Origin of the sequence: Sinorhizobium arboris LMG 14919 (assembly GCF_000427465.1) — a bacterium.
Classification (GTDB): Bacteria; Pseudomonadota; Alphaproteobacteria; order Rhizobiales; family Rhizobiaceae; genus Sinorhizobium; species Sinorhizobium arboris.
This window is the reverse complement of the sequence record NZ_ATYB01000014.1, coordinates 72,355-91,858: the sequence shown is the minus strand read 5'-3', so window position 1 is coordinate 91,858 and position 19,504 is coordinate 72,355. Positions and strand designations below refer to the sequence as shown.

The 19,504-nt window shown below is 62.9% G+C and carries 18 protein-coding genes and 1 tRNA gene; 8 read left to right on the top strand and 11 right to left on the bottom strand.

Annotated elements, in window-relative coordinates; translation table 11 throughout:
* Window positions 1–331 precede the first annotated feature (331 nt).
* Entirely contained in the window at window positions 332–829 is a 498-nt protein-coding gene (locus SINAR_RS0111510; protein ID WP_084617337.1) for an SRPBCC family protein, read from the top strand.
* A gap of 430 nt (window positions 830–1,259) precedes the next feature.
* Here SINAR_RS0111510 and SINAR_RS0111505 read toward each other — a convergent pair.
* The 5 genes from SINAR_RS0111505 to SINAR_RS0111485 form a co-directional block, all read right to left on the bottom strand.
* Window positions 1,260–1,336: transfer RNA gene (locus SINAR_RS0111505), tRNA-Arg, on the bottom strand.
* A gap of 136 nt (window positions 1,337–1,472) precedes the next feature.
* On the bottom strand, window positions 1,473–2,954 hold the full coding sequence (locus SINAR_RS0111500; RefSeq protein WP_027999243.1) for a sensor histidine kinase: 1,482 nt from the start codon (window positions 2,952–2,954) through the stop codon (window positions 1,473–1,475).
* 122 nt (window positions 2,955–3,076) lie between these two features.
* The gene (locus SINAR_RS0111495) at window positions 3,077–4,498 is read right to left on the bottom strand and encodes a dihydrolipoyl dehydrogenase family protein (protein WP_027999242.1); all 1,422 of its coding nucleotides are present in this window, start codon (window positions 4,496–4,498) and stop codon (window positions 3,077–3,079) included.
* 23 nt (window positions 4,499–4,521) lie between these two features.
* Window positions 4,522–5,322, bottom strand: coding sequence for a TVP38/TMEM64 family protein (locus SINAR_RS0111490; RefSeq protein ID WP_027999241.1), 801 nt, complete (start codon window positions 5,320–5,322; stop codon window positions 4,522–4,524).
* A gap of 239 nt (window positions 5,323–5,561) precedes the next feature.
* A complete protein-coding gene (locus tag SINAR_RS0111485; protein WP_027999240.1) occupies window positions 5,562–7,559 on the bottom strand; it encodes a methyl-accepting chemotaxis protein in 1,998 nt (665 codons plus the stop codon).
* A 306-nt stretch (window positions 7,560–7,865) separates the two neighbouring features.
* Here SINAR_RS0111485 and rpmH point away from each other — a divergent pair, with 306 nt between their 5' ends.
* The 5 genes from rpmH (at window position 7,866) to SINAR_RS0111465 (ending at window position 11,684) form a co-directional block, all read left to right on the top strand.
* Window positions 7,866–8,000, top strand: coding sequence for a 50S ribosomal protein L34 (gene rpmH, locus SINAR_RS1000000135260; protein WP_077068067.1), 135 nt, complete (start codon window positions 7,866–7,868; stop codon window positions 7,998–8,000).
* A 21-nt stretch (window positions 8,001–8,021) separates the two neighbouring features.
* Window positions 8,022–8,420, top strand: a complete 399-nt coding sequence (gene rnpA, locus SINAR_RS0111480; RefSeq protein WP_027999239.1) for a ribonuclease P protein component — start codon at window positions 8,022–8,024, stop codon at window positions 8,418–8,420.
* Window positions 8,420–10,204, top strand: coding sequence for a membrane protein insertase YidC (yidC, locus tag SINAR_RS0111475; RefSeq protein WP_027999238.1), 1,785 nt, complete (start codon window positions 8,420–8,422; stop codon window positions 10,202–10,204). The genes rnpA and yidC overlap by 1 nt, the downstream gene beginning before the upstream one ends.
* A gap of 157 nt (window positions 10,205–10,361) precedes the next feature.
* Window positions 10,362–11,015, top strand: coding sequence for a ribosome biogenesis GTP-binding protein YihA/YsxC (gene yihA / locus SINAR_RS0111470; protein ID WP_027999237.1), 654 nt, complete (start codon window positions 10,362–10,364; stop codon window positions 11,013–11,015).
* Between the two features lie 129 nt (window positions 11,016–11,144).
* A complete protein-coding gene (locus SINAR_RS0111465) occupies window positions 11,145–11,684 on the top strand; it encodes a DUF1269 domain-containing protein (protein ID WP_027999236.1) in 540 nt (179 codons plus the stop codon).
* Window positions 11,685–11,763: 79 nt separating this feature from the next.
* Here SINAR_RS0111465 and msrB read toward each other — a convergent pair whose 3' ends face one another.
* Together msrB and SINAR_RS0111455 are read right to left on the bottom strand one after the other, a co-directional pair.
* Window positions 11,764–12,258 (bottom strand): peptide-methionine (R)-S-oxide reductase MsrB, encoded by a 495-nt coding sequence (gene msrB, locus SINAR_RS0111460; protein WP_027999235.1) that lies wholly within the window; start codon window positions 12,256–12,258, stop codon window positions 11,764–11,766.
* A gap of 277 nt (window positions 12,259–12,535) precedes the next feature.
* Window positions 12,536–13,246, bottom strand: coding sequence for an anti-sigma factor (locus tag SINAR_RS0111455; protein WP_027999234.1), 711 nt, complete (start codon window positions 13,244–13,246; stop codon window positions 12,536–12,538).
* A gap of 288 nt (window positions 13,247–13,534) precedes the next feature.
* Here SINAR_RS0111455 and argB point away from each other — a divergent pair, with 288 nt between their 5' ends.
* Window positions 13,535–14,422, top strand: coding sequence for an acetylglutamate kinase (gene argB / locus SINAR_RS0111450; protein ID WP_027999233.1), 888 nt, complete (start codon window positions 13,535–13,537; stop codon window positions 14,420–14,422).
* 238 nt (window positions 14,423–14,660) lie between these two features.
* Here the strand turns inward: argB and SINAR_RS0111445 are convergent, their stop codons facing one another.
* From SINAR_RS0111445 to SINAR_RS0111435, 3 genes are read right to left on the bottom strand one after another with little or no spacing between them, the layout of a single operon-like run.
* Window positions 14,661–15,437, bottom strand: a complete 777-nt coding sequence (locus tag SINAR_RS0111445) for an isocitrate lyase/PEP mutase family protein (RefSeq protein ID WP_027999232.1) — start codon at window positions 15,435–15,437, stop codon at window positions 14,661–14,663.
* Between the two features lie 35 nt (window positions 15,438–15,472).
* Entirely contained in the window at window positions 15,473–16,600 is a 1,128-nt protein-coding gene (locus tag SINAR_RS0111440) for a bifunctional transcriptional activator/DNA repair enzyme AdaA (RefSeq protein ID WP_027999231.1), read from the bottom strand.
* Between the two features lie 58 nt (window positions 16,601–16,658).
* Window positions 16,659–17,573 carry an EamA family transporter gene (locus SINAR_RS0111435; protein WP_027999230.1) on the bottom strand — a complete coding sequence of 305 codons (915 nt, stop codon included), beginning with the start codon at window positions 17,571–17,573 and terminating at the stop codon, window positions 16,659–16,661.
* Window positions 17,574–17,776: 203 nt separating this feature from the next.
* Here SINAR_RS0111435 and SINAR_RS0111430 point away from each other — a divergent pair, with 203 nt between their 5' ends.
* The gene (locus SINAR_RS0111430) at window positions 17,777–18,490 is read left to right on the top strand and encodes a pyrimidine 5'-nucleotidase (RefSeq protein WP_150823906.1); all 714 of its coding nucleotides are present in this window, start codon (window positions 17,777–17,779) and stop codon (window positions 18,488–18,490) included.
* Here the strand turns inward: SINAR_RS0111430 and SINAR_RS0111425 are convergent, their stop codons facing one another.
* A complete protein-coding gene (locus SINAR_RS0111425; protein ID WP_027999228.1) occupies window positions 18,491–19,390 on the bottom strand; it encodes an LOG family protein in 900 nt (299 codons plus the stop codon).
* Window positions 19,391–19,504 lie beyond the last annotated feature (114 nt).

Genomic DNA, 19,504 nt, shown 5'->3' with positions numbered 1-19,504 from the left:
CCTTATGCGAACACTCGAACAGATGGTTCGATGATCTCGTCACCCCGATCTTTGCGGTCGTTGTAGCACTCCGTTAGTTTGCAATGCTAGATTGCCGTGTGCGGCACCTGTGGAACGTCGGCCATGTTTGACTTTGATCCGCTATATTCGACCTCTCAGATTGAGGAAGGGCAGCAAGAGGGGGGAGCGAAGCCCTGGTCGGCATGCAGAGCGACTGCAATGCGGACTTTGAAGACGTTCGGATTGGCGCCTGCTTGGGACGAGTTCGACCCATACACGCCGTTCGTTGGTTCACCGGCTCGAAAATCGTCTATACTGAGTGGACGGCTCTATGAGTGGAAGACTGATGGCCGCCGGATTAACGGATGGATATGAGCTGCGGTTTGAACGTCTGCTGGACGCACCGCGCGCGAATGTGTGGCGCTGCTGGTCGGAGCCCGCGCTACTGGAGCAATGGTTCCATCCTCCGTCCTGGACCACCGAGGTGAGGGTCTCGGAGCAGCATCCCGGAGGCGCGTCGCACATCGTCATGTACGGCCCCAATGGTGAGGAATCAGACGGTGTTGGCGTGTTCCTGGAAGCGGTGCCGGAACGGCGGCTGGTATTCACGAACGCCTACAGGTCGGGCTGGATTCCGTCCGTCCCACCATCGGGAGTTCCCTTAAGGACCATGATCATCGAGATGTCCGATGAAGGCGGCAGGACCCGATATATTGTACGCGCTCTGCACTGGAACGAGGAGGCGCGGAAGCAGCATGAGGAGACAGGCTTCCACGGAGGCTGGAAACAGACGTCCCGCCAACTCGAGGCCCTCGCTCGAACGCTCTGAACCGGCACTCATCGACGATAATAGCCGCTTTCCCGAGGGTGGCTCTCGGAAGCGGACAAGCCGCAAACCACCCCACCCGTGCCGTTGACGGCAACACCTGGAAGGACCGGATTGGGCTCAATCGAGCCATTCATCGAGTCGTTGCCAAAGACCGCAAGGGAGAGCGGTGCCCGCGCCTTTGCGCATGAACCCCCGCTTGAGGAAGCAGCCCTAGCCTGCTGCAGCAGGATGGACGCCGCCGTTGAGCAGCGCAATGCCGCAGTCGGAGCAATCTGCGCGAGTTGATGTGACGGGATTCTCCCGGTATGCGCGTGGCGCAAAATCCGGAGAAGGAATGATCGTGTCGCGGTAGATAGGTCAACGTTACTGCCTAAAGGCAACATAGTGGCCAAAAAGGCAAAACAGCGTGGCAATCGACACTTGAAGGAAATGGCGCACCCGAAGAGATTCGAACTCCTGACCCCCAGATTCGTAGTCTGGTGCTCTATCCAGCTGAGCTACGGGTGCGTGCCGAAGCGGTGACCACCGCTTGCGTGGCGATCCTCTAAAGGGTCCTTTCGGCGAATGCAAGCGCCTTTCGGCGAAAAAATTCTTTTTTGCGACTCCCGGGAAGCAATCGGGGCCTCCGGTGCGGTACCGGGTCTCAGGACCGTCCCTTCGCTCGAAAGGCATCAAGCCGCACCGGGCGGTCCGGCAGCTCTATGCGGAACAGCGTGCCAGGGGTGGGCTTTTCGACAAGCGCGATCGTTCCTCCATGGGCGAGGACCAGTTCGCGGGCGATCGCGAGCCCCAAGCCCGTCCCCCCGGAGCGCGCCGAACCGCGGAAGGCGGCGAAGAGATTTTCACGTGCCTTGGCCGGCATTCCGGGGCCGGTATCATCGATGGAAATCGTGACCACGCTGCCGGTACGCACCGCCGAAACCGAGATTCGCCGCTCGGAGCCATCCTCCGGCCTGTAGTTCGCCAGCGCCTCGACGGCGTTGCGGCAGATATTGTGAACGACACGGAAGAGCTGCTCGCTGTCCGCATCGACCTCGATGTCGTCGCGGACCTGTATCTGGAAATCGATGCCGTCCTGGCGATCGACGGCGAGCAGTTCGGCCACGTCCTCGACCAGCGGGCGGAGCGCGACGAACCGGCGATGCGGTTCGGCCTCCGTCGTGCGCCCATAGGAAAGAACTTCCCGGGTATAACCGACGGCACGGTCGATGGTCCTCAGCAATGTCGGCGCGAAGCGCTTGACCACGGGATCGTCGACATCGGCCAGGCGATCCGAAATGAGCTGAGCGGAGGACAGGATGTTGCGCATGTCGTGATTGATCTTCGAAACGGCAAGTCCGAGCTCCGCGAGGCTCTTCTGCTGCTTCAGGGTTCTCTGCAATTCGCGCTGCATGCTTGCAAGGTGCTGGCCGGCGACCGCCAGCTCGTCCTTGCCTTCCGGCGGCACCAATACGCGCTCGGGGCTCGACGGCTCGTCCGAAAATTCCTGCATGCTCTTGGTCAACCGCCGGATCGGGAGGATCAGCATGCGGTTGATGGCGAGAAAGATCAGCGCTGCGGTGATCAGCGAGATGACGATCGACAGGAGGAAGACGTTGCGAGAATAGACCAGCATGGCCGTCCGCAGCTTCGCGTCCTTCATCACCAGCTCGATCGTCGCATCGCCCTCGCCCAGCGGGCCATAGACGCGCACCACTCGGTTGCCGCCGAAGATGAGCGTGCCGAAGGCGTCCCGGATCGCGCCGAGAGCCGTGAAGTTCGCTATGTCGTATTCGCCGTCGATCGCGGGAGGCATGTCGACGCTGGCGATCATCCGCGAGGCGTCCTTGCGGCGAATGACGATGGCCTTGGTACCGGTGGCCATCAGGGTCTCGCGCTGCACGGCGCGGGGCAGTTCGACGTTCTGGAGCCCGTCGACCACGACGGCCGCCGCCGCCACGGTGTTCAGGCGGTCCTGCAGCCAGCGAATGCGCATATTGGCGACGGAAGGCACGAAGATCAGCACCTCGGCCAGCATCACGAAGGCGACGGTCAGCAGCAGCAATTTGCCGGAAAGCCCGCCAAGAAAGCCGACCGCTGCTCGAGGTGCCGCACTCGCATTGGCCGGACGCGCGTCTTCTGCCATAACTCTACAACATTCCCTGGATCACGATGATTTCAGGTGGATCGACCTGAAATCATCGTGATCGATTCTGATAGGCCAGAGCGGGATGCGGGCCGAAACCCGCGCACTCTCTGCCTCCGACGTCAGCCGAAATTCCGCAGGAACCGGATCACGGTTCGCAGAAGGCGATTTCGCGCCATGGGGGAATAATAGGAGATCGCCGCCTGTTTTCCAATCTCGGAGAGAGTCGGATAGGGTGCGACATAAGTCTGGAAATGATTGAGCGTCAGGCGGTTCGCGACGGCGAAAGCCCAGAGATTGATCATCTCCCCCGCTCCAGGGCCCGCAATGCCGGCGCCGAGCACCCGACCTCGCCTGCCTACGACGATCTTGATCAGTCCGCGGCCGAGGCCATCGGTGCGGGAACGGTCGTTGTCGGAATAGTCCACGCGGACGGTTCTTGCTCCCGGGGCGATTTCCTGCGCCCGCTCCGCCGTCAGCCCCACCTGCGCCAGCTCAGGCGCGGTGAAGACCACGCGGGGAACGATTGCGGGCCTCTCACGCGCCGGCAGGCGGAAGATGATCTGCTGCAGCACCAGCCGCGCATGATAGCTCGCCTGGTGGGTGAACAGGCCGCCCGCCGCATCTCCCACCGCGTAAACGCGGCGGTTGCTCGTCCTCAGATCCGCCCCGACCTCTATGTGCTTTTGACCGTGGCGAATGCCGGCCGCATCGAGGTCGAGCGATCCGTGGCCGGGACCACGGCCGGCAGCCACCAGCAAGTCGCTCCCCTCGATCTCGAAGGCTCCGTCGTCGCTTTCGCAGAGGAGCCTGACGCCGGACTCTGCCGCCGCGACCGAGCGGATTCTCGTGTGCTCATGAAGGATCGTGCCCTCCGCACGGACATGCTCAAGGACCACCGCCGCCAGTTCCGGATCCTGGCCGGAAAGCGCCGCGGCGCTGTCCACGACCGTCACATCGGCGCCCAACCGGCGGTGAGCCCCGGCCATCTCGAGGCCGACCGCGCCTGCGCCGATGACAACGAGATGCCGCGGCAGGTGTTTCAGTGCGAAGAGCGTTTCGTTGGTGAGGAATGGCGTTTCCGCAAGACCGGGGATCGGGGGAATGGCAGGCGAGGAGCCCGTGGCGATCACGAAGCGGCGGGCGCGGATGAGGTGGTCGCCGGCAGCGATCGTGCGGTCATCGACGAAGCGGGCCGTTGCCTCGATCACCTCGACGCCAAGACCTGTGAAGCGTTCCACGGAATCATGCGGTGCGATGGCCTCTATCACGGACTGTATGCGTGCCGTCAGCCGCTCGTAATCAATGACCGGTCCTGACGCTGCGATGCCGAATTCCGCTGCCTTGCGGACGGCTTCCGCGTGCTTCGCGGCGGCGATCAGAGCTTTTGACGGCACGCAGCCGTAGTTCAGGCAATCGCCGCCCATCCGGCCGTGCTCGACCAGGACGACTGGTACGCCGAAGGCGGCGGCACCGGCGGCAACCGAAAGTCCGGCGGCACCGCCTCCGATGACGCAAATATCGGGTGTCAGTATCTTCGCCACGCCGCTGCCCCCTCCCGCCTTCGTCACGCGCCTTTCCGGCGCGACTGTATTAGCCTGAATGCCAGAGGCAACGCCGCAATGAGCGCAAGCGCAACGAGCGCCAGGGAAATATCCCTGGTGACGAAGTCAGAAAGGGCAAGCTCGCGGCCGCTTGCCGCCGCAAGGGCGATCACCTCGCCGAGGCCGCAGCCCAGCCACGTATAGGCGAGAGTGCCGGGCACGATGCCGATCAGCGTGGCGATCGCATAGGTGCGCAGCTTCACCTGGAAAAAGGCGGGCGCGATATTGATCACGAAGAAGGGGAAGACCGGTGCCAGCCGCAGGACCAGGAGATAGAGGAACGCGTTTTCCCGAAATCCTTCGGCAAGGCGGTCCAGGAATCCGCCGGCGCGGCGCCTCAGGACGTCGCTGAAGGCGCCGCGAGCGGCGACAAACAGCAGGCAAGCGCCCAGCGTGGCGGCGAGAACCGCAACGGTCGCGCCGCCAAGCCAGCCGAAAAGGAAGCCGGCGGAGATCGTCAGCACCGATGCAACCGGAACGGAGAAGACCACCACCGCGACATAGGTCGCGAAGAAGACGAATGCCGAGCGGAACGGATAGGCGGCGACATAGCCGGCAAGCGTCTCGCGGTGGTCGACGAGCGCAGACAACGAGAGATAGTCCTGCAGGCCATAGGCATAGCCCAGGGCACCGCCCGCAAGCAGAAGCGAAAACGGTACGAAACGCCAGGGGGAGCGACGCGCAACAGATTGCAGGTCTCGGCGGCTCGAGGAGGGTTCGAGAGCCGGGCCTTCTTCCGTCCCGTTGCTGGTACCATGGCTCATGCGATTTGCTTCCGGTGCGATTTTGCCCCCGAATTAGAAGGATTTCACCCCCGAAACCAATAACGAATGGTCGCGTCGACAAACGTCGGCGTGACCGGGCCGCGGCGACAGGTCACGCCGACGTGAACCGGCGGGTTTTCCCGGCGAAGGCTCCTCCGGAAATGCCGCTCGCGGCGACCGACAGATCGCCGCGAGCGAAGCTGGCATTCCGCGACTGGAGCTCGCGCCGACAGCCTGGCTCAGAACTCCTCCCAATCATCACGGGCGGCCGCGGCGGAGCCATTGCCGAATGCACGTGCGACAGTGCCCATCATGCGCCGGGCGGGCGAGGCTACCGGGCGGCTTGCGTCCCTTGCGGGCGCGACCGTACGCACCGCCTCACGCTCGACCTTGAAGTAGGCGATAAGGCTGGCGAGATTGTCGGCTTCGGCCGACAGCTTGTGCGTCGCGGCATTCGCCTCCTCCACCATGGCGGCGTTGCGCTGCGTGACCTGATCCATCTGGTTCACGGCGGTGCTGACTTCGCCCAGCCCCGTAGACTGCTCGCGTGCGGCCGTCGCTATCGAATGGATGTGATCGTTGATCTTGAGGACGCGCGTCTCGATCTGACCGAGCGCCGCTCCCGTCGCCTGGACGAGCTTGACACCGGTGGCCACCTCGTCGCCGGATTTGGAGATCAGCGACTTGATCTCCTTGGCGGCGCTGGCGGCACGCTGGGCGAGTTCGCGGACTTCCTGGGCAACGACGGCGAACCCCTTGCCGGCATCTCCGGCGCGCGCCGCCTCGACGCCTGCATTCAGTGCCAGCAGGTTCGTTTGGAAGGCGATCTCGTCGATGACGTTGGTGATCTGGCCGATCTCGCTTGAAGCCTGCTCGATCCGGCCCATGGCGTCGATGGCGTTGCGGACGACCGATGCCGACTCCGCCGCGCTGTCCTTCGCCTCCGCCACCATGACCGTCGCCTCCTGGGCCCGCTCGGTCGAATTGCGGACCGCAGCGGTTATCTCGTCGAGCGCTGCCGAGGTTTCCTCCAGAGCTGCGGCCTGCTGTTCCGTCCGCTTGGAAAGATCGTCGGCGGCACTGCGCAGCTCCGTAGAGTTCCCATTGATCGAGTCCGTCGTCATGCGGACCTCGCGCAAGGTCTTCTGCAGGGTCTGCAAGGTATCGTTGACATTCGTCTGCAGCTCGGCGAAGGCGCCCTGGAACTGGCCCTTCATGCTCTGCGTCAGGTCGCCCGTCGCCAAGCTCGCAATGACCCTCCGGGTCTCGGCGATACCCGTATCGACGCTGCTTACCAGCTCGTTGACGCTCGCCGCAAAGCGGTTGAGATCGTCGTTGTCGTAGTCCTTGCTGATGCGCCGGGTGAAATCGCCTGCCGCAGCAGCCGCGACGACCGTTGCGATGCTCGACTGCAGGTCCGCGCTCTTTTCGCGCAAGACCTCTTCCTGGGCATTGAGCTCGCGCACGGCGAGGCTGTTCTGTTTGAAGACTTCGACCGCTGCCGCCATGTCGCCGATCTCGTCTTTGCGCCCGGCGAAGGGTACATCCACCGACAGGTCGCCGCCCGCAAGCAGTTTCATCTTGCCCGTCAGATCCAGGATCGGACGGCTGAGGTGACTGGTCGCGATATAGAAGGCGGCGCCGATTCCGGCCAGCATGCCGAGGGCCGCGGTCGCAAGGACGATCAGCACGATCGAGCGCTTGTAGTCGGCAAGATCTGCCGTAATCGCGTCAAGCGAGGCGAGGTTCGCGTCGACGACCACGTCGATTTCAGACTGGAAGGCCTTGCGATTGGCCCGGTTCGCCTCGTTGTTGCCCTGGTCGTTGGCCGCTTGCGGCGCAACCTCGGTGCCGAGGCGAGCCGTCTCACTTCGGAACGCCTTGAATTCCTCCGCGCGTTTGACGAGGGTATCGAAAGCGGGCAGGACGTCGGCCGGCACCAGCGGCCGCCACTCTGCGAGCAGCGCATCGATCTTGTCGAGGTTCTTGAGAATCCCCTCGGCAAAAGGCTTTGCCTTCTCCACCGTCGGCGCCGCGTAGATGCCACGCGCCTCCATCACCACGGCCGTTACCAGACGATTGAGCCGCTCGCCCTTGAAGGCCCGGTCGGATGCGTTCTGGTATTCGCCGAGGCGCTGGTTGTACTCGCTCACGATCAGCAACGACATGCCGGTGATCGCTATCGCCAGCAGACTCATGATGCCGACGATCAGGTTTATCTTTCCCCGAATTTTCATTTCCTGTTCCTGTCCCCCAGCCGAGACTCGCCTCAAACGGGAAGCATCTCACGGCTTACACGCAACTGAGTAAATGCTAAAATGCCCGTGGTTAACAAAGCACCCATCCGGCACTCGATTTTTAGGGGTGTCCCGCGGCGGCCCGCGAGCATGTGCCGGCGCTCGGGAATTGACTTTACCGGCGTTTTATACCTATAAGCCGCGCACGTCCGGTCGAGCCGCCCGTTGGCGGAGCCATGCCCGGCGCGTAAACGCTCTTGCATCATGCAAACCCAAGAAGGGCCGCACACCGCGGTATTTAAATAAATGAAGCGTACCTACCAACCGTCCAAGCTTGTTCGCAAGCGCCGTCACGGCTTCCGTGCACGCATGTCCACCAAGGGTGGGCGCAAGGTCCTTGCAGCCCGCAGGGCTCGTGGCCGCAAGCGTCTTTCGGCGTAAGCCGAACCTGCCCGAAACCTTATGTCCGGGCAAATGACGACAGAAAAAGACAAGATGGCTGTCGGACGGCTGAAAAGCCGTCCGCAGTTTTTGGCGGTCCGGGCTGGAGAAAGCCGCAGGGGCCCGCTATTTCTCCTCGAAGTTCTTGACCGGAACGATCCGGAGGGAGAAGCCCGCGTCGGCTTCACCGTTACCAAGAAGCACGGCAATGCCGTCGAGCGAAACCGCATGCGCCGACGCCTCAAGGAAGCCGTGCGGCTTGCGGCCGGGTTTGCAATGAAACCCGGACACGACTATGTGATTGTCGCCCGGCGCGATCTCCTGAATGCCCCTTTTGACGCATTGACTCGGGCGCTTCGGGATCGCATCGAAAATAAGCCGAAACAGAAGCGGCCACCGGCCGGTTCCAGGAAATCATGATGGAAAACAACCGCAATTATTTCGTGGCGATCGCCCTTTCCGTGCTGATCCTCATCGCTTGGCAGTTCTTCTATGTCAGCCCGAAGATGGAGAAGGAGCGTATCGCTGCGGAACAGGCGCGGCAGACGCAACAGACCCAGCAACAGCCAGGCGCTCAGCCGGCTGCACCGGGACAGGCGCTGCCTGGCGGGGCGATCCCGGGCGCGGGCGAAAGCCGTGACCAGGCGATCGGCAAATCGGCCCGCGTGGCGATCGACACGCCGGCGCTTTCCGGCTCCATCAACCTGACCGGCGCACGCTTCGACGACCTGAAGCTCAAGGGCTACCACGAAACCGTCGACCCGAAGAGCCCCGTCATCACGCTCTTCAGCCCGGCGGAGACCGCCGACGGCTATTTCACGGAAATCGGCTATATCGGATCGGATGCGACCGGATCGGTTCCGGGTCCGCAGACCATATGGACGCTTTCGGGCGGCGACAAGCTCACCCCCTCGACGCCGGTGACGCTGAGCTACACGAACGACAAGGGCATCACCTTTACGCGGACCGTCTCGGTTGACGACCGCTACATGTTCCAGGTGGTCGACAGCATCAAGAACGAGACCGCCGCGCCGGTTTCCCTGTCCTCCTATGGCCGCGTCACGCGCTTCAACAAGCCGACGACGCCGAGCATCTACGTGCTCCACGAGGGCTTCGTCGGCGTCGCGGGAGAGCATGGCCTCCAGGAAGTCGGCTATTCCAAGGTGGAAGACGACGAGCCCGTCGAGCCGGGCAAATCCACGGGCGGATGGCTGGGCATCACCGACAAATACTGGGCCGCGACGATCGTGCCGCCGCAGGCGACGCCCTTCGACATCCGCTTCTCGCATTTCGCCGACGGGCGCCCGCGTTACCAGAGCGACTACAAGAGCGATGCGGTCACGGTCGCCCCGGGCCAGTCCGTGGAGCTAAAAAACCTCGTCTTCGCCGGCGCCAAGGAAGTCCCGGTCGTCGACAATTACGAAGTGGCCTATTCGATCCCCAATTTCGACAAGCTGATCGACTGGGGCTGGTTTTACTTCATCACCAAGCCGATGTTCAAAATGATGGATTTCTTCTTCCGTCTGTTTGGCAATTTCGGCATCGCGATCCTGATTACCACGATCGTCGTCAAGCTCATTTTCTTCCCGCTCGCCAACAAGCAATACGCATCGATGGCGAACATGAAGAAGGTTCAGCCGAAAATGGAGGAACTGAAGAAGAAGTTCGGCGATGACCGCATGGGTCTGCAACAGGCGATGATGCAGCTCTACAAGGAAGAGAAGATCAATCCGCTGGCGGGCTGCTGGCCGATCCTCATTCAGATCCCGGTGTTCTTCGCGCTCTACAAGGTGATCTACGTCACCATCGAGATGCGCCATGCGCCCTTCTTCGGCTGGATTCAGGATCTCTCCGCGCCCGATCCGACGACGATCGTCAACCTTTTCGGCCTCCTGCCGTTCGAGGGGCCCGCCTTCCTGCATCTGGGCATCTGGCCGATCATCATGGGCATCACCATGTTCCTGCAGATGCGCATGAACCCGACGCCGCCGGACCCGACCCAGGCGATGCTCTTCACCTGGATGCCGGTGGTCTTCACCTTCATGCTGGCGTCGTTCCCGGCCGGTCTCGTGATCTACTGGGCCTGGAACAACACGCTGTCGATCCTGCAGCAGGGCATCATCATGAAGCGCCAGGGCGTCAAGGTCGAGCTCTTCGACAATCTGAAGTCGCTCTTCTCGAAGAAACCCAAGCCGGCGGAATAGCGGCAGACAGGCTCGCATGAAAGCCTCGGAACCATGCGTTCCGGGGCTTTTTCTTTTAGATCCTCAGGATCCGTCACCGGTGCCGACAGGCGCTCCAAAGCTTGACAAGCCACCACAAAAGCCTGATGCCGGCGAGGCAAAGAGGAAACGCCAGAACATGTCCGGGACCAAAAAGCAGAATGCCGAAAGCGTCTTCGGCCGGCCGTGGATATTCATCCGCGGCGTGCCGTCGATGAAGTTCCTGCCGCCCGAAGGACCGACGGAGATCGCCTTTGCCGGCCGCTCCAATGTCGGCAAGTCGTCGCTTATCAACGCACTCGTGGGCCATAAGGGCCTTGCACGCACGTCGAACACGCCCGGTCGCACCCAGGAACTCAACTATTTCGTTCCGGACGGCTATTCCGGCGAGGCGGACGACTTGCCGCCGATGGCGCTCGTCGACATGCCGGGTTACGGCTATGCCCAGGCTCCCAAGGAACAGGTCGATACCTGGACGAAGCTGGTATTCGACTATCTGCGCGGCCGCTCGACGCTGAAGCGCGTCTACGTGCTGATCGACGCGCGCCACGGCATCAAGAAGAACGACGAGGACGTGCTGGCACTCCTCGACAAGGCTGCAGTGTCCTATCAGATCGTGCTGACGAAGACGGACAAGATCAAGGCGGCCGGCGTGCCGCGACTCGTTGCGGAGACGCTCGAAAAGATCAAGAAGCGGCCGGCGGCCTATCCGGAAGTCCTGTCCACGTCGTCGGATAAGGGCGAAGGCATCGACGAGTTGCGCGCGGCGATCGAGCTTGCCGTGGCGCGCTGACGCGCGCGACGACGCCGGAAAGGCGAGCCCCCCTCGTCTTTGACCTCCGTCACTACCCTGACATGAAAAGCGCTCTATCTCTGCCTCGCGGCGGCAGATTGTCTGCCGGTAGGATCAGGAGAGAGAAACATGTCCGATTTGATTGTCGTGGGTTTCGATTCGACCGATGAGGCCGACAAGGTCCTCTTGAAGCTCAACAGCCTCGGGAAGGAATATCTGATCGATCTGGAGGATGCGGTCGTCGTCGTGCGCGACGCCGACGGAAAGGTGCATCTCAAGCAGAGCATGAATCTCACCACCGTCGGCGCGACGTCCGGCCTTCTTTCCGGTTCCCTCTGGGGCGGGCTCGTGGGGCTGCTCTTCCTCAATCCGCTCGCGGGTTTCGCCATCGGCGGCGCTCTTGGCGCGGGCGCCGGTGCGCTTTCCGGATCGCTCGTCGATTACGGGATCGACGACGATTTCATCAAATCGCTCGGCAACACCATCCCGAACAATTCCTCGGCGCTCTTCGTCCTGGTGCGCAAGGTGCAGCCGGAAAAGGTCCTGGCCGAATTCTCCGGGCTGCGCGGCCGCGTGCTGAAGACGTCGCTCTCGCCGGAACAGGAGCAGAGGCTTCAGGCAGCCCTATCCGAGACGCGGACGTCGTCGCCGCAGGCGGGGGCATTCTGATCGATTTCCGGGCGCGGTCGCCGCTCGTCCCAGCCTCGGCCTTCTCGCCGGAGTCGGCGAGAAGGCCGCACAGCCATGCTCAAACCGCCTCCGGTACGAATACCAGTGCTAGCCCGTTGATGCAGTGCCGCTTGCCGGTCGGCGGCGGACCGTCGTCGAAGATATGGCCAAGATGACCGCCGCAGCGGCGACAGTGGCATTCGACCCTCGTCATGAACAGGGAATCGTCCTCGCGCGTGCCGATCGCGTTGGGAAGCGCCTGCCAGAAGCTCGGCCAGCCGGTACCGCTTTCGTATTTCGCCTCGGAGGAATAAACAGGCAGCTCGCATCCCGCACAGTGAAAGACGCCGCTCCGCTTTTCATCGTTGAGCGTGCTGCTGAAGGGCGGCTCCGTGCCCTCCTCGCGCAAAATGCGATAGCGCTCCTCACCCAGCAGCGCCCGCCACTGCGCATCGGTTCTGGTGATTTCGAAGGTTTCGCCGGCGACGGTGCGCATGGGCCATACGAGACCGCGCAGGGCGATCACGGCCGCCAGGGCCGCGCCCGCCATCAGCAAGTTGCGCCGGCTGATCATCGAAACCTCCATCGGGCGATGCAACTGGCATTGGCCGAACCCGGAGCGTGATGGGAAAGTGCTTCTTCGTCCCGCATCAGGGCGGTCCGACCTGATGTCGCTAATCTACCGCATCGGCCCGAAAATCGGAATCGATTTTCGGAAAGCACGAGGTGTCGGTTCAATAAGTTAGAGCGCCCTTTGTGCGTCCATTCGGACGTACGGCGCTCCAAGGAGCTGCGGCACTTCTGCCAAAACAAGGCTGATCGACCGCCGTGACTGCCTCGCCCTGGCAGAGCTAGATGCCGCGCGCCGTGCCTTGCGCGATGACCGCGCCGGTGGGCGAGCCGGTCGTCGAGCCGCCCAGCGGCTCGACACTGACGGAAAGCTTCGAACCCGTGGCAATCTGCCTTCGCAGTCCCGGCTCAAGGACGATTTCCCCTTCACCGGAAGGTGGCAGCACGCCGAGCGACACCGGAGGATCGTCATCATTGATCAGCCAGAGTTCGAGCGATTTCTCCTCCGTCTGTCCCGCGGCTACCGGCGAAAGCCTGAGGCGTCCCGTGCCTGGCTCGTAATGCGCGACGAGGTCGGCATTGCCATGCGATACCAGGCTGGCCACGAGCGGCGCACCGCCTCGGCGATCGCTGAAAAACCCCGCCATGGCACCTGCCATCACGACGACCGCCGAAAGCGACGCGAGGGCGATGCTGCGCCAGAGGGGAAGCGAACCCCAGGCACCGCGGGGGCCGTTTGCGTCCCGGCCGGCTTCGAAGGCCCCCCGCCCGGCGGAGCCGAACCTGCGTCGCGGCGCATCCGGTTCATAGGCTCCGCCGAAGGCCGCGAGATTGTTTTGCCAGCGAACCACCATGGCGGCGAAGTTCCGGTCCGTTGCCATGCGCGCCTCGGCCTTGCGGCGGTCTTCGGCAGACAGGACGCCGAGCACGTATTCTCCCGCAATCACCTCGTCGCGGCGGGAATCTCCGCTTTCGGGCTTCTGCGTCGTCATGGCTCCCTGTACTCTCTCAGCTCAAGAAGTCTCGGCACGGTTCCCTTCGACCTCTTCCGGGCGAGCTTCAAGCGCCTGCCCCCGGGGGTCGCGGTCCTTTCCGGATCAAAGCAGGATCAGTCAAATCGCCAGCTCCGTCAATCGGCTTGTCCGCCCTGCCGCGCACACTTCGAGCACTTCGGCAAGACCACACGGTTTGCCGTCACAATGGCTTTATGTTGCGCCCGGATCATTCCATCCGCCGGAGAGTTGCGCTAAAGAGCAGCCGGTATTTTTCGAGGATCCGCCATGTCCGCATCAGAAAGCGAAATTCAGGCCCGTCTGCTCACCCAGGCCCTGCCCTACATGCAGCGCTACGAGAACAAGACGATTGTCGTCAAATATGGCGGTCACGCCATGGGCAATGCCGAACTCGGGCGCGCCTTTGCCAGCGACATCGCGCTTCTGAAGCAGTCCGGCGTCAACCCGATCGTCGTGCATGGCGGCGGCCCTCAGATCGGGGCCATGCTCAACAAGATGGGCATCGAATCCAAATTCGAGGGCGGACTTCGCGTCACCGATGAGAAGACGGTCGAGATCGTCGAAATGGTGCTTGCCGGATCGATCAACAAGGAGATCGTCGCGCTCATCAACCAGACGGGCGAGTGGGCGATCGGGCTTTGCGGCAAGGACGGCAACATGGTCTTTGCTGAAAAGGCGAAGAAGACCATCCGCGACCCGGATTCCAACATCGAGCGCGTGCTCGACCTCGGATTCGTCGGCGATGTGGTCGAGGTCGACCGCACGCTTCTCGATCTGCTCGCCCGCTCCGAGATGATCCCGGTGATCGCGCCTGTGGCGCCGGGCCGGGACGGTCACACCTACAACATCAACGCCGACACCTTTGCCGGCGCCATCGCCGGCGCGCTCAACGCGACGCGCCTTCTCTTCCTGACCGACGTTCCCGGCGTCCTCAACAAGAAGGGCGAGCTCATCAAGCAGCTTTCGGTCGCCGAAGCACGGGCACTGATCGCCGACGGCACGATCTCGGGCGGCATGATCCCGAAGGTGGAAACCTGCATCGAGGCGATCAAGGCCGGCGTCCAGGGTGTCGTCATTCTCAACGGCAAGACGGCGCATTCGGTTCTGCTCGAAATCTTCACCGAGCACGGCGCGGGCACGCTGATCGTGCCGTAACTCAAAAACAGGGGACCAAGCCCCTCTCCTCGGGTTTAACCCGAGGACTAGCCCTCTCCCCGCACGCGGGGAGAGGGGACCTGCCTCAGATAGTCGTACTCTCTTGCAGCAGCGCCCAATTGAGGCAAGGCGGCCTTCGCTTGTCCCTTCTCCCCGCCTGCGGGGAGAAGGTGCCGGCAGGCGGATGAGGGGCAATTTACCTTGAAGAGCATATCCTCAAACCGCCGCTCCGCCGCAGCTACTTCCCCCCGCTCCCATAAACCTTCTCCGCCTCGCCGCGCAGCCAGGCGATCATCGCCCGGTATGGGAACGGTCCATAGCTCACCCGCCCGACGCCGGCGGCCGCAAGCGCGGCAATGTCCGGCGCCCCCGGCTTCATCATCACGTTCACCGGCAGAGCCGACGCCGCACAGAGCCTGGCGATGAGGTCTCCGTCGGCGAGCCCCGGTGCGAAGAAGCCGCTTGCGCCCGCCTCGGCATAGGCCTTGGCGCGGGCGATGGCATCCTCCATCAGGGCCGCGTGGCGCGTCGAATCGCTCTCCTGCAGGAAGAGGTCGGTGCGGGCGTTGATGAACAGCGGGACACCCTGGCGCTCCGCCATGTCGCGGATGGCGCGGATGCGGATCGCCTGTTTGTCGACCGGGTGAATGCCGCCCTTGCCCACGACCTGATCTTCGAAATTGATGCCGATGGCACCCGCATCGATCACTTGCGCGACGTTGGCCGCGGCCTGGGCCGGGTCCTCCGAATAGGCGCCTTCGAAGTCCGCCGATAGCGGCAGGTCCGTTGCGGCGACGATCTCGCGCACGGTCTCGAGCAGCAGAGGCAGTGGCAGCCTCTGTCCGTCGGCATATCCATGTGCCGCCGCAACCGACCAGCTCCCGGTGGCGAGCGCCTTGGCACCGGCGTCGGCCACGCACCGGGCGCTGCCTGCATCCCAGATGTTGTACAGAACGACCGGGTTGCCTTTTCGATGCAGTGCCGCGAAGGCGCGCGCTCTTTCTTCCTGGCTCATCGTCTTTTCTCCCAATCCATCACGTTGATGATTCATTACACCGTCGGAACGGCGGCCTGCACAGGCTTCCCCCCGTCTCCATCTCCGAAAAGCCCGACAGGGCGCATCCTGCCCTCGTGGCGAAGCAGCCATTGTTTGCGCCGGAGCCCGCCGCCATAGCCCGTCAGCGATCCGTCCGCCCCGATGCATCGGTGGCAAGGCACGACGATTGCGAGGCAATTGGTGCCGTTGGCCCTCGCCACGGCACGCACCGCCTGCGGGGTTGCGACCTTTCGCGCGATCTCGCTGTAGGAGCGGGTCTCGCCGACGGGTATCGCGCCGAGCTCCGTCCATACCTGGCGTTCGAAGGCACTGCCGCCAAAAGCGAGCGGTGTGCGAAAATCGGCGGAGCGACCGGCAAAATAATCGTCGAGCTCACGCTCCACCTGGTCGATGGGCGGCGTTCTGCCGGGCACCACCGCTGAGAGCGTCTTGCGCTTGAGTTTTTCCATTTCGGCCGGGAGAGCCTTGCGGTCATGGAATTCGATGAGGTGAAGATGCATCTGGTCGGCCACCGCCACCATGGGACCGAGCGGCGTATCGATCCAGTCGGCAAAGAGCAGCACGCGGCCCTGCGATTTTGCAGGGGCCTTCCCGATCAACCGGCCGAAGGCGGCGCGAAAACCGCTCGGAGATTCATAGCCCGCGTCGAGCTGCGCCTCGATGACGCTGGCGCCGCCGGAGAGCTGGCGGGCCGCCTCGCCCATTCGCCGCTGACGGGCGAGATCGAGAAAGGTGATGCCGAGGGATCGCTTGAAGGCGCGCCGCACGGTCGACGGATCGAAGCCGCGACGCACGAGATCGCCCTCCGTCCAGCGATGGTCCGGCCGGCGGTCGAGCAAGCCGATGAGTTCCTTGACGAGCGGATCTTTCCCGGACGCCTCTTCAAGCGGGCGGCAGCGCTGGCACGGCCGGAAGCCGGAATTGATACAGGCGGCAATGCTGTCGAAAAACAGAGTGTTCTCCCGCTTCGGCTTGCGCGCGGGACATGAGAGCCGGCAGAAGATGCCGGTGCTCTTGACGCAGACGAAGGCCTGGCCCTCGTAATCGGAACTGCGGGCCAGCAGCGCATCGTAAAGGATATCGTCATCAGGCAGATCGAAAAGCATATCGCTTTGTAGCATCCGCCACACGCGCCGTCCGCCGAAATTCGGGCATCTATTTTGGCTGCTCGCCGATCCCTCACATGACAAGCAGCATGACAACGCCGAGCACGATCAGCAGGCAGCCGACCAGTTCGAGCCGGTTGATCCACTCCCGGAAGATGAAGAAGGAAGAGGCGAAGGTGAACAGCATCTCCACCTGAGCGACCACCTTGACGATCGCCGCCTGCTGCAGCGTCATAGCCGCGAACCAGCCGAAAGAGGCCGAGGCGCCCACGAAACCCACGACGAAAGCGGGCTTCCAGGCGGCGCCTATGCGTATCAGTTCGTCGCGTTCACGCGCGACGATCCACAGGAGCATGACGATCGTCTGAAGCAGGATGACGAAGCCGAGCGTGAAGCTCGCCTGGATCACATAGTCCGGCTGAGGCAGACTCGGCGCCAGCGCCAGCGACGCCGAGCGGTAGGACACGGCGGAAAGACCGAAGAAGGTGCCGGAGAGCAGTCCGATCCCCGCCGTGCGGCTGAAGACCGATGTAAGCAGCGACCGCGCGCTGAGCGCCGTTCGGGCAACGGAGATCAGCATGACGCCAACCACCGAAATGGCGATCGCAACCAGCGCCCCCTGGCTCGCCTTTTCACCGAGGAAGATCAATCCGAAGAGTGCCGCCTGGGCGGGTTCGGTGCGGGAATAGGCCGTACCGACCGCGAAGTTGCGGAAAGAGAAGAGATGCACGAGCAAAAAAGTCGCGGCGATCTGCGCCAAGCCGCCGACCAGGGCCCAGAGATAGAAAGTGCCGTTCGGCACCGGCAACTGATGCCCGCCGACGCGCCAGAGCAGGACGAGGTAGAGAAGAGCGAAAGGCAGCCCGAAACCGAAACGGACGAAAGTCGCGCCGGTGGTGCCCATGACCCCTTTCAGATGCTTCTGCATGGCGGAGCGGACATTCTGAAGGAAGGCCGCGGCGACGGTGATGAGAACCCAGGTTTCCATATTTTCCTGCTGGAGCACTTCCAGGAAAAGCGTACAGCGTCTTTCCGCTGAAATGCTTAAGATTCAATTGGTTAGACTGTTTCAGCGTTTCCACGAAACGATGGGACGCTCTAACATGCGGGCAGAAAACAATCCATGATCAATCGAAGCCCGTTCAACAAACCGTTTTGCTTCGCAAGGCTGCCCGTGTCATAAACCCGCCCATGAAGAAGATCGACCGCCCGCCGACCCATGCCGAATTCGCCCACGTCACCGACTGGGTCTTCGACCTCGACAACACACTCTATCCGCATCACGTCAATCTGTTCTCACAGATCGACCGCAACATGACGGCCTATGTTGCCGAACTCCTGTCGCTGGAGCCTGCGGAGGCGAAGAAGCTGCAGAAGGAATACTACCGCGACCACGGCACCACGCTCCAGGGCCTGATGCTTCATCACGGCATCGACCCCAATGAATTTCTCGAAAGAGCCCATGCCATCGACTACAGCGTGGTGCCGGCCGACCCGGCACTCGGCGAGGCAATCAAGGCGCTGCCCGGACGCAAGTTCATCTTCACCAACGGCAGCGTCGCCCATGCGGAGATGACCGCGCGGGCACTCGGCATCCTCGAGCATTTCAACGACATATTCGACATCGTCGCCGCCGGCTTCATACCGAAGCCGGCCGGCGATACCTACGACAAGTTCATGGGCCTTCACCGCATCGACACGCGCAACGCGGTCATGTTCGAGGATCTGCCGCGCAACCTGGTCGTGCCCAAGGCGCTCGGCATGAAGACGGTGCTGCTTGTCCCGCGCAATCTCGAATACGAGTTCGCCGAGGCCTGGGAGACTTCGAGCGATGCGGACGATCAGATCGACTACGTCACGGAAGACCTGGCCGGATTCCTGCGCCGCGTCGTTTCGGTCGCGTAACTACCGTCGCCCGGAGGCCATCGGGACCGACTTCGGGTCGACCGTCTCGTAAAAACGGGCGATGATGTCCCATGCCTCCTCGGCCGTCTCCACGAAATGCAACAGATCGATGTCGTCGGGCGCGATGGTTCCGAATTCGGCCAGCGCCTCGAAATTGATGATGCTGCGCCAGAACTTCTCGCCGAACAGGACGAGCGGCACCAGGGCAAGCCGGCCGGTCTGCATCAGCGTCATCGTTTCGAACAGTTCGTCGAGCGTGCCGAAGCCGCCCGGGAAGACCGTGACCGCTTTGGCACGCAGCAGGAAGTGCATCTTGCGGATGGCGAAATAGTGGAAATTGAAGGACAGGTCCGGCGTGACGAACTGGTTCGGCGCCTGCTCGTGCTGAAGCACGATGTTCAGGCCGATCGAAGGTGCGCCGACGTCGGCCGCGCCGCGATTGCCCGCTTCCATGACACCCGGGCCGCCACCCGTGACGACCACATATTCCTTGTAGCCGAGCTTTGCCGACTGCTCCGAGCACAGCCGCGCGAACTTGCGCGCCTCGTCATAATAGACCGAAGCGGCCTCGAGATTCTTGCGCTGGACGTCGTTCTTGGCGGCCCACGCCTCGCCGCCGGGCTCCGGAATGCGCGCACCGCCGAACATCACCACGGTGGAATTGATCCCGCGCTCCTCGAGCATCATCTCCGTCTTCAGGAGCTCGAGCTGCAGGCGGACGGGCCTCAGTTCCTCACGGCAGAGGAAATCGTCGTCGATATAGGCCAGACGATAGGTAGGCGAAGCCGATTGCGGCGTCAAAGGCACGCTCGACGCGCGCTGTCTGCTCTGGGAGCTGTCCGCCAGCGGATCCCAGACCCCGTCCTTGCGGCGTAGAGTGCGCTTCTTCATGCGTGCCATATTCCGTTTCCCGTCGCGTTTCGAACACCGGAGACCTCGTCCGGACGCGTCCTTTCGTGTCATTCTCGGCGATAGAGGCGTCCCTACTGCCGGAAACGTCGAGACTTGCCAAGC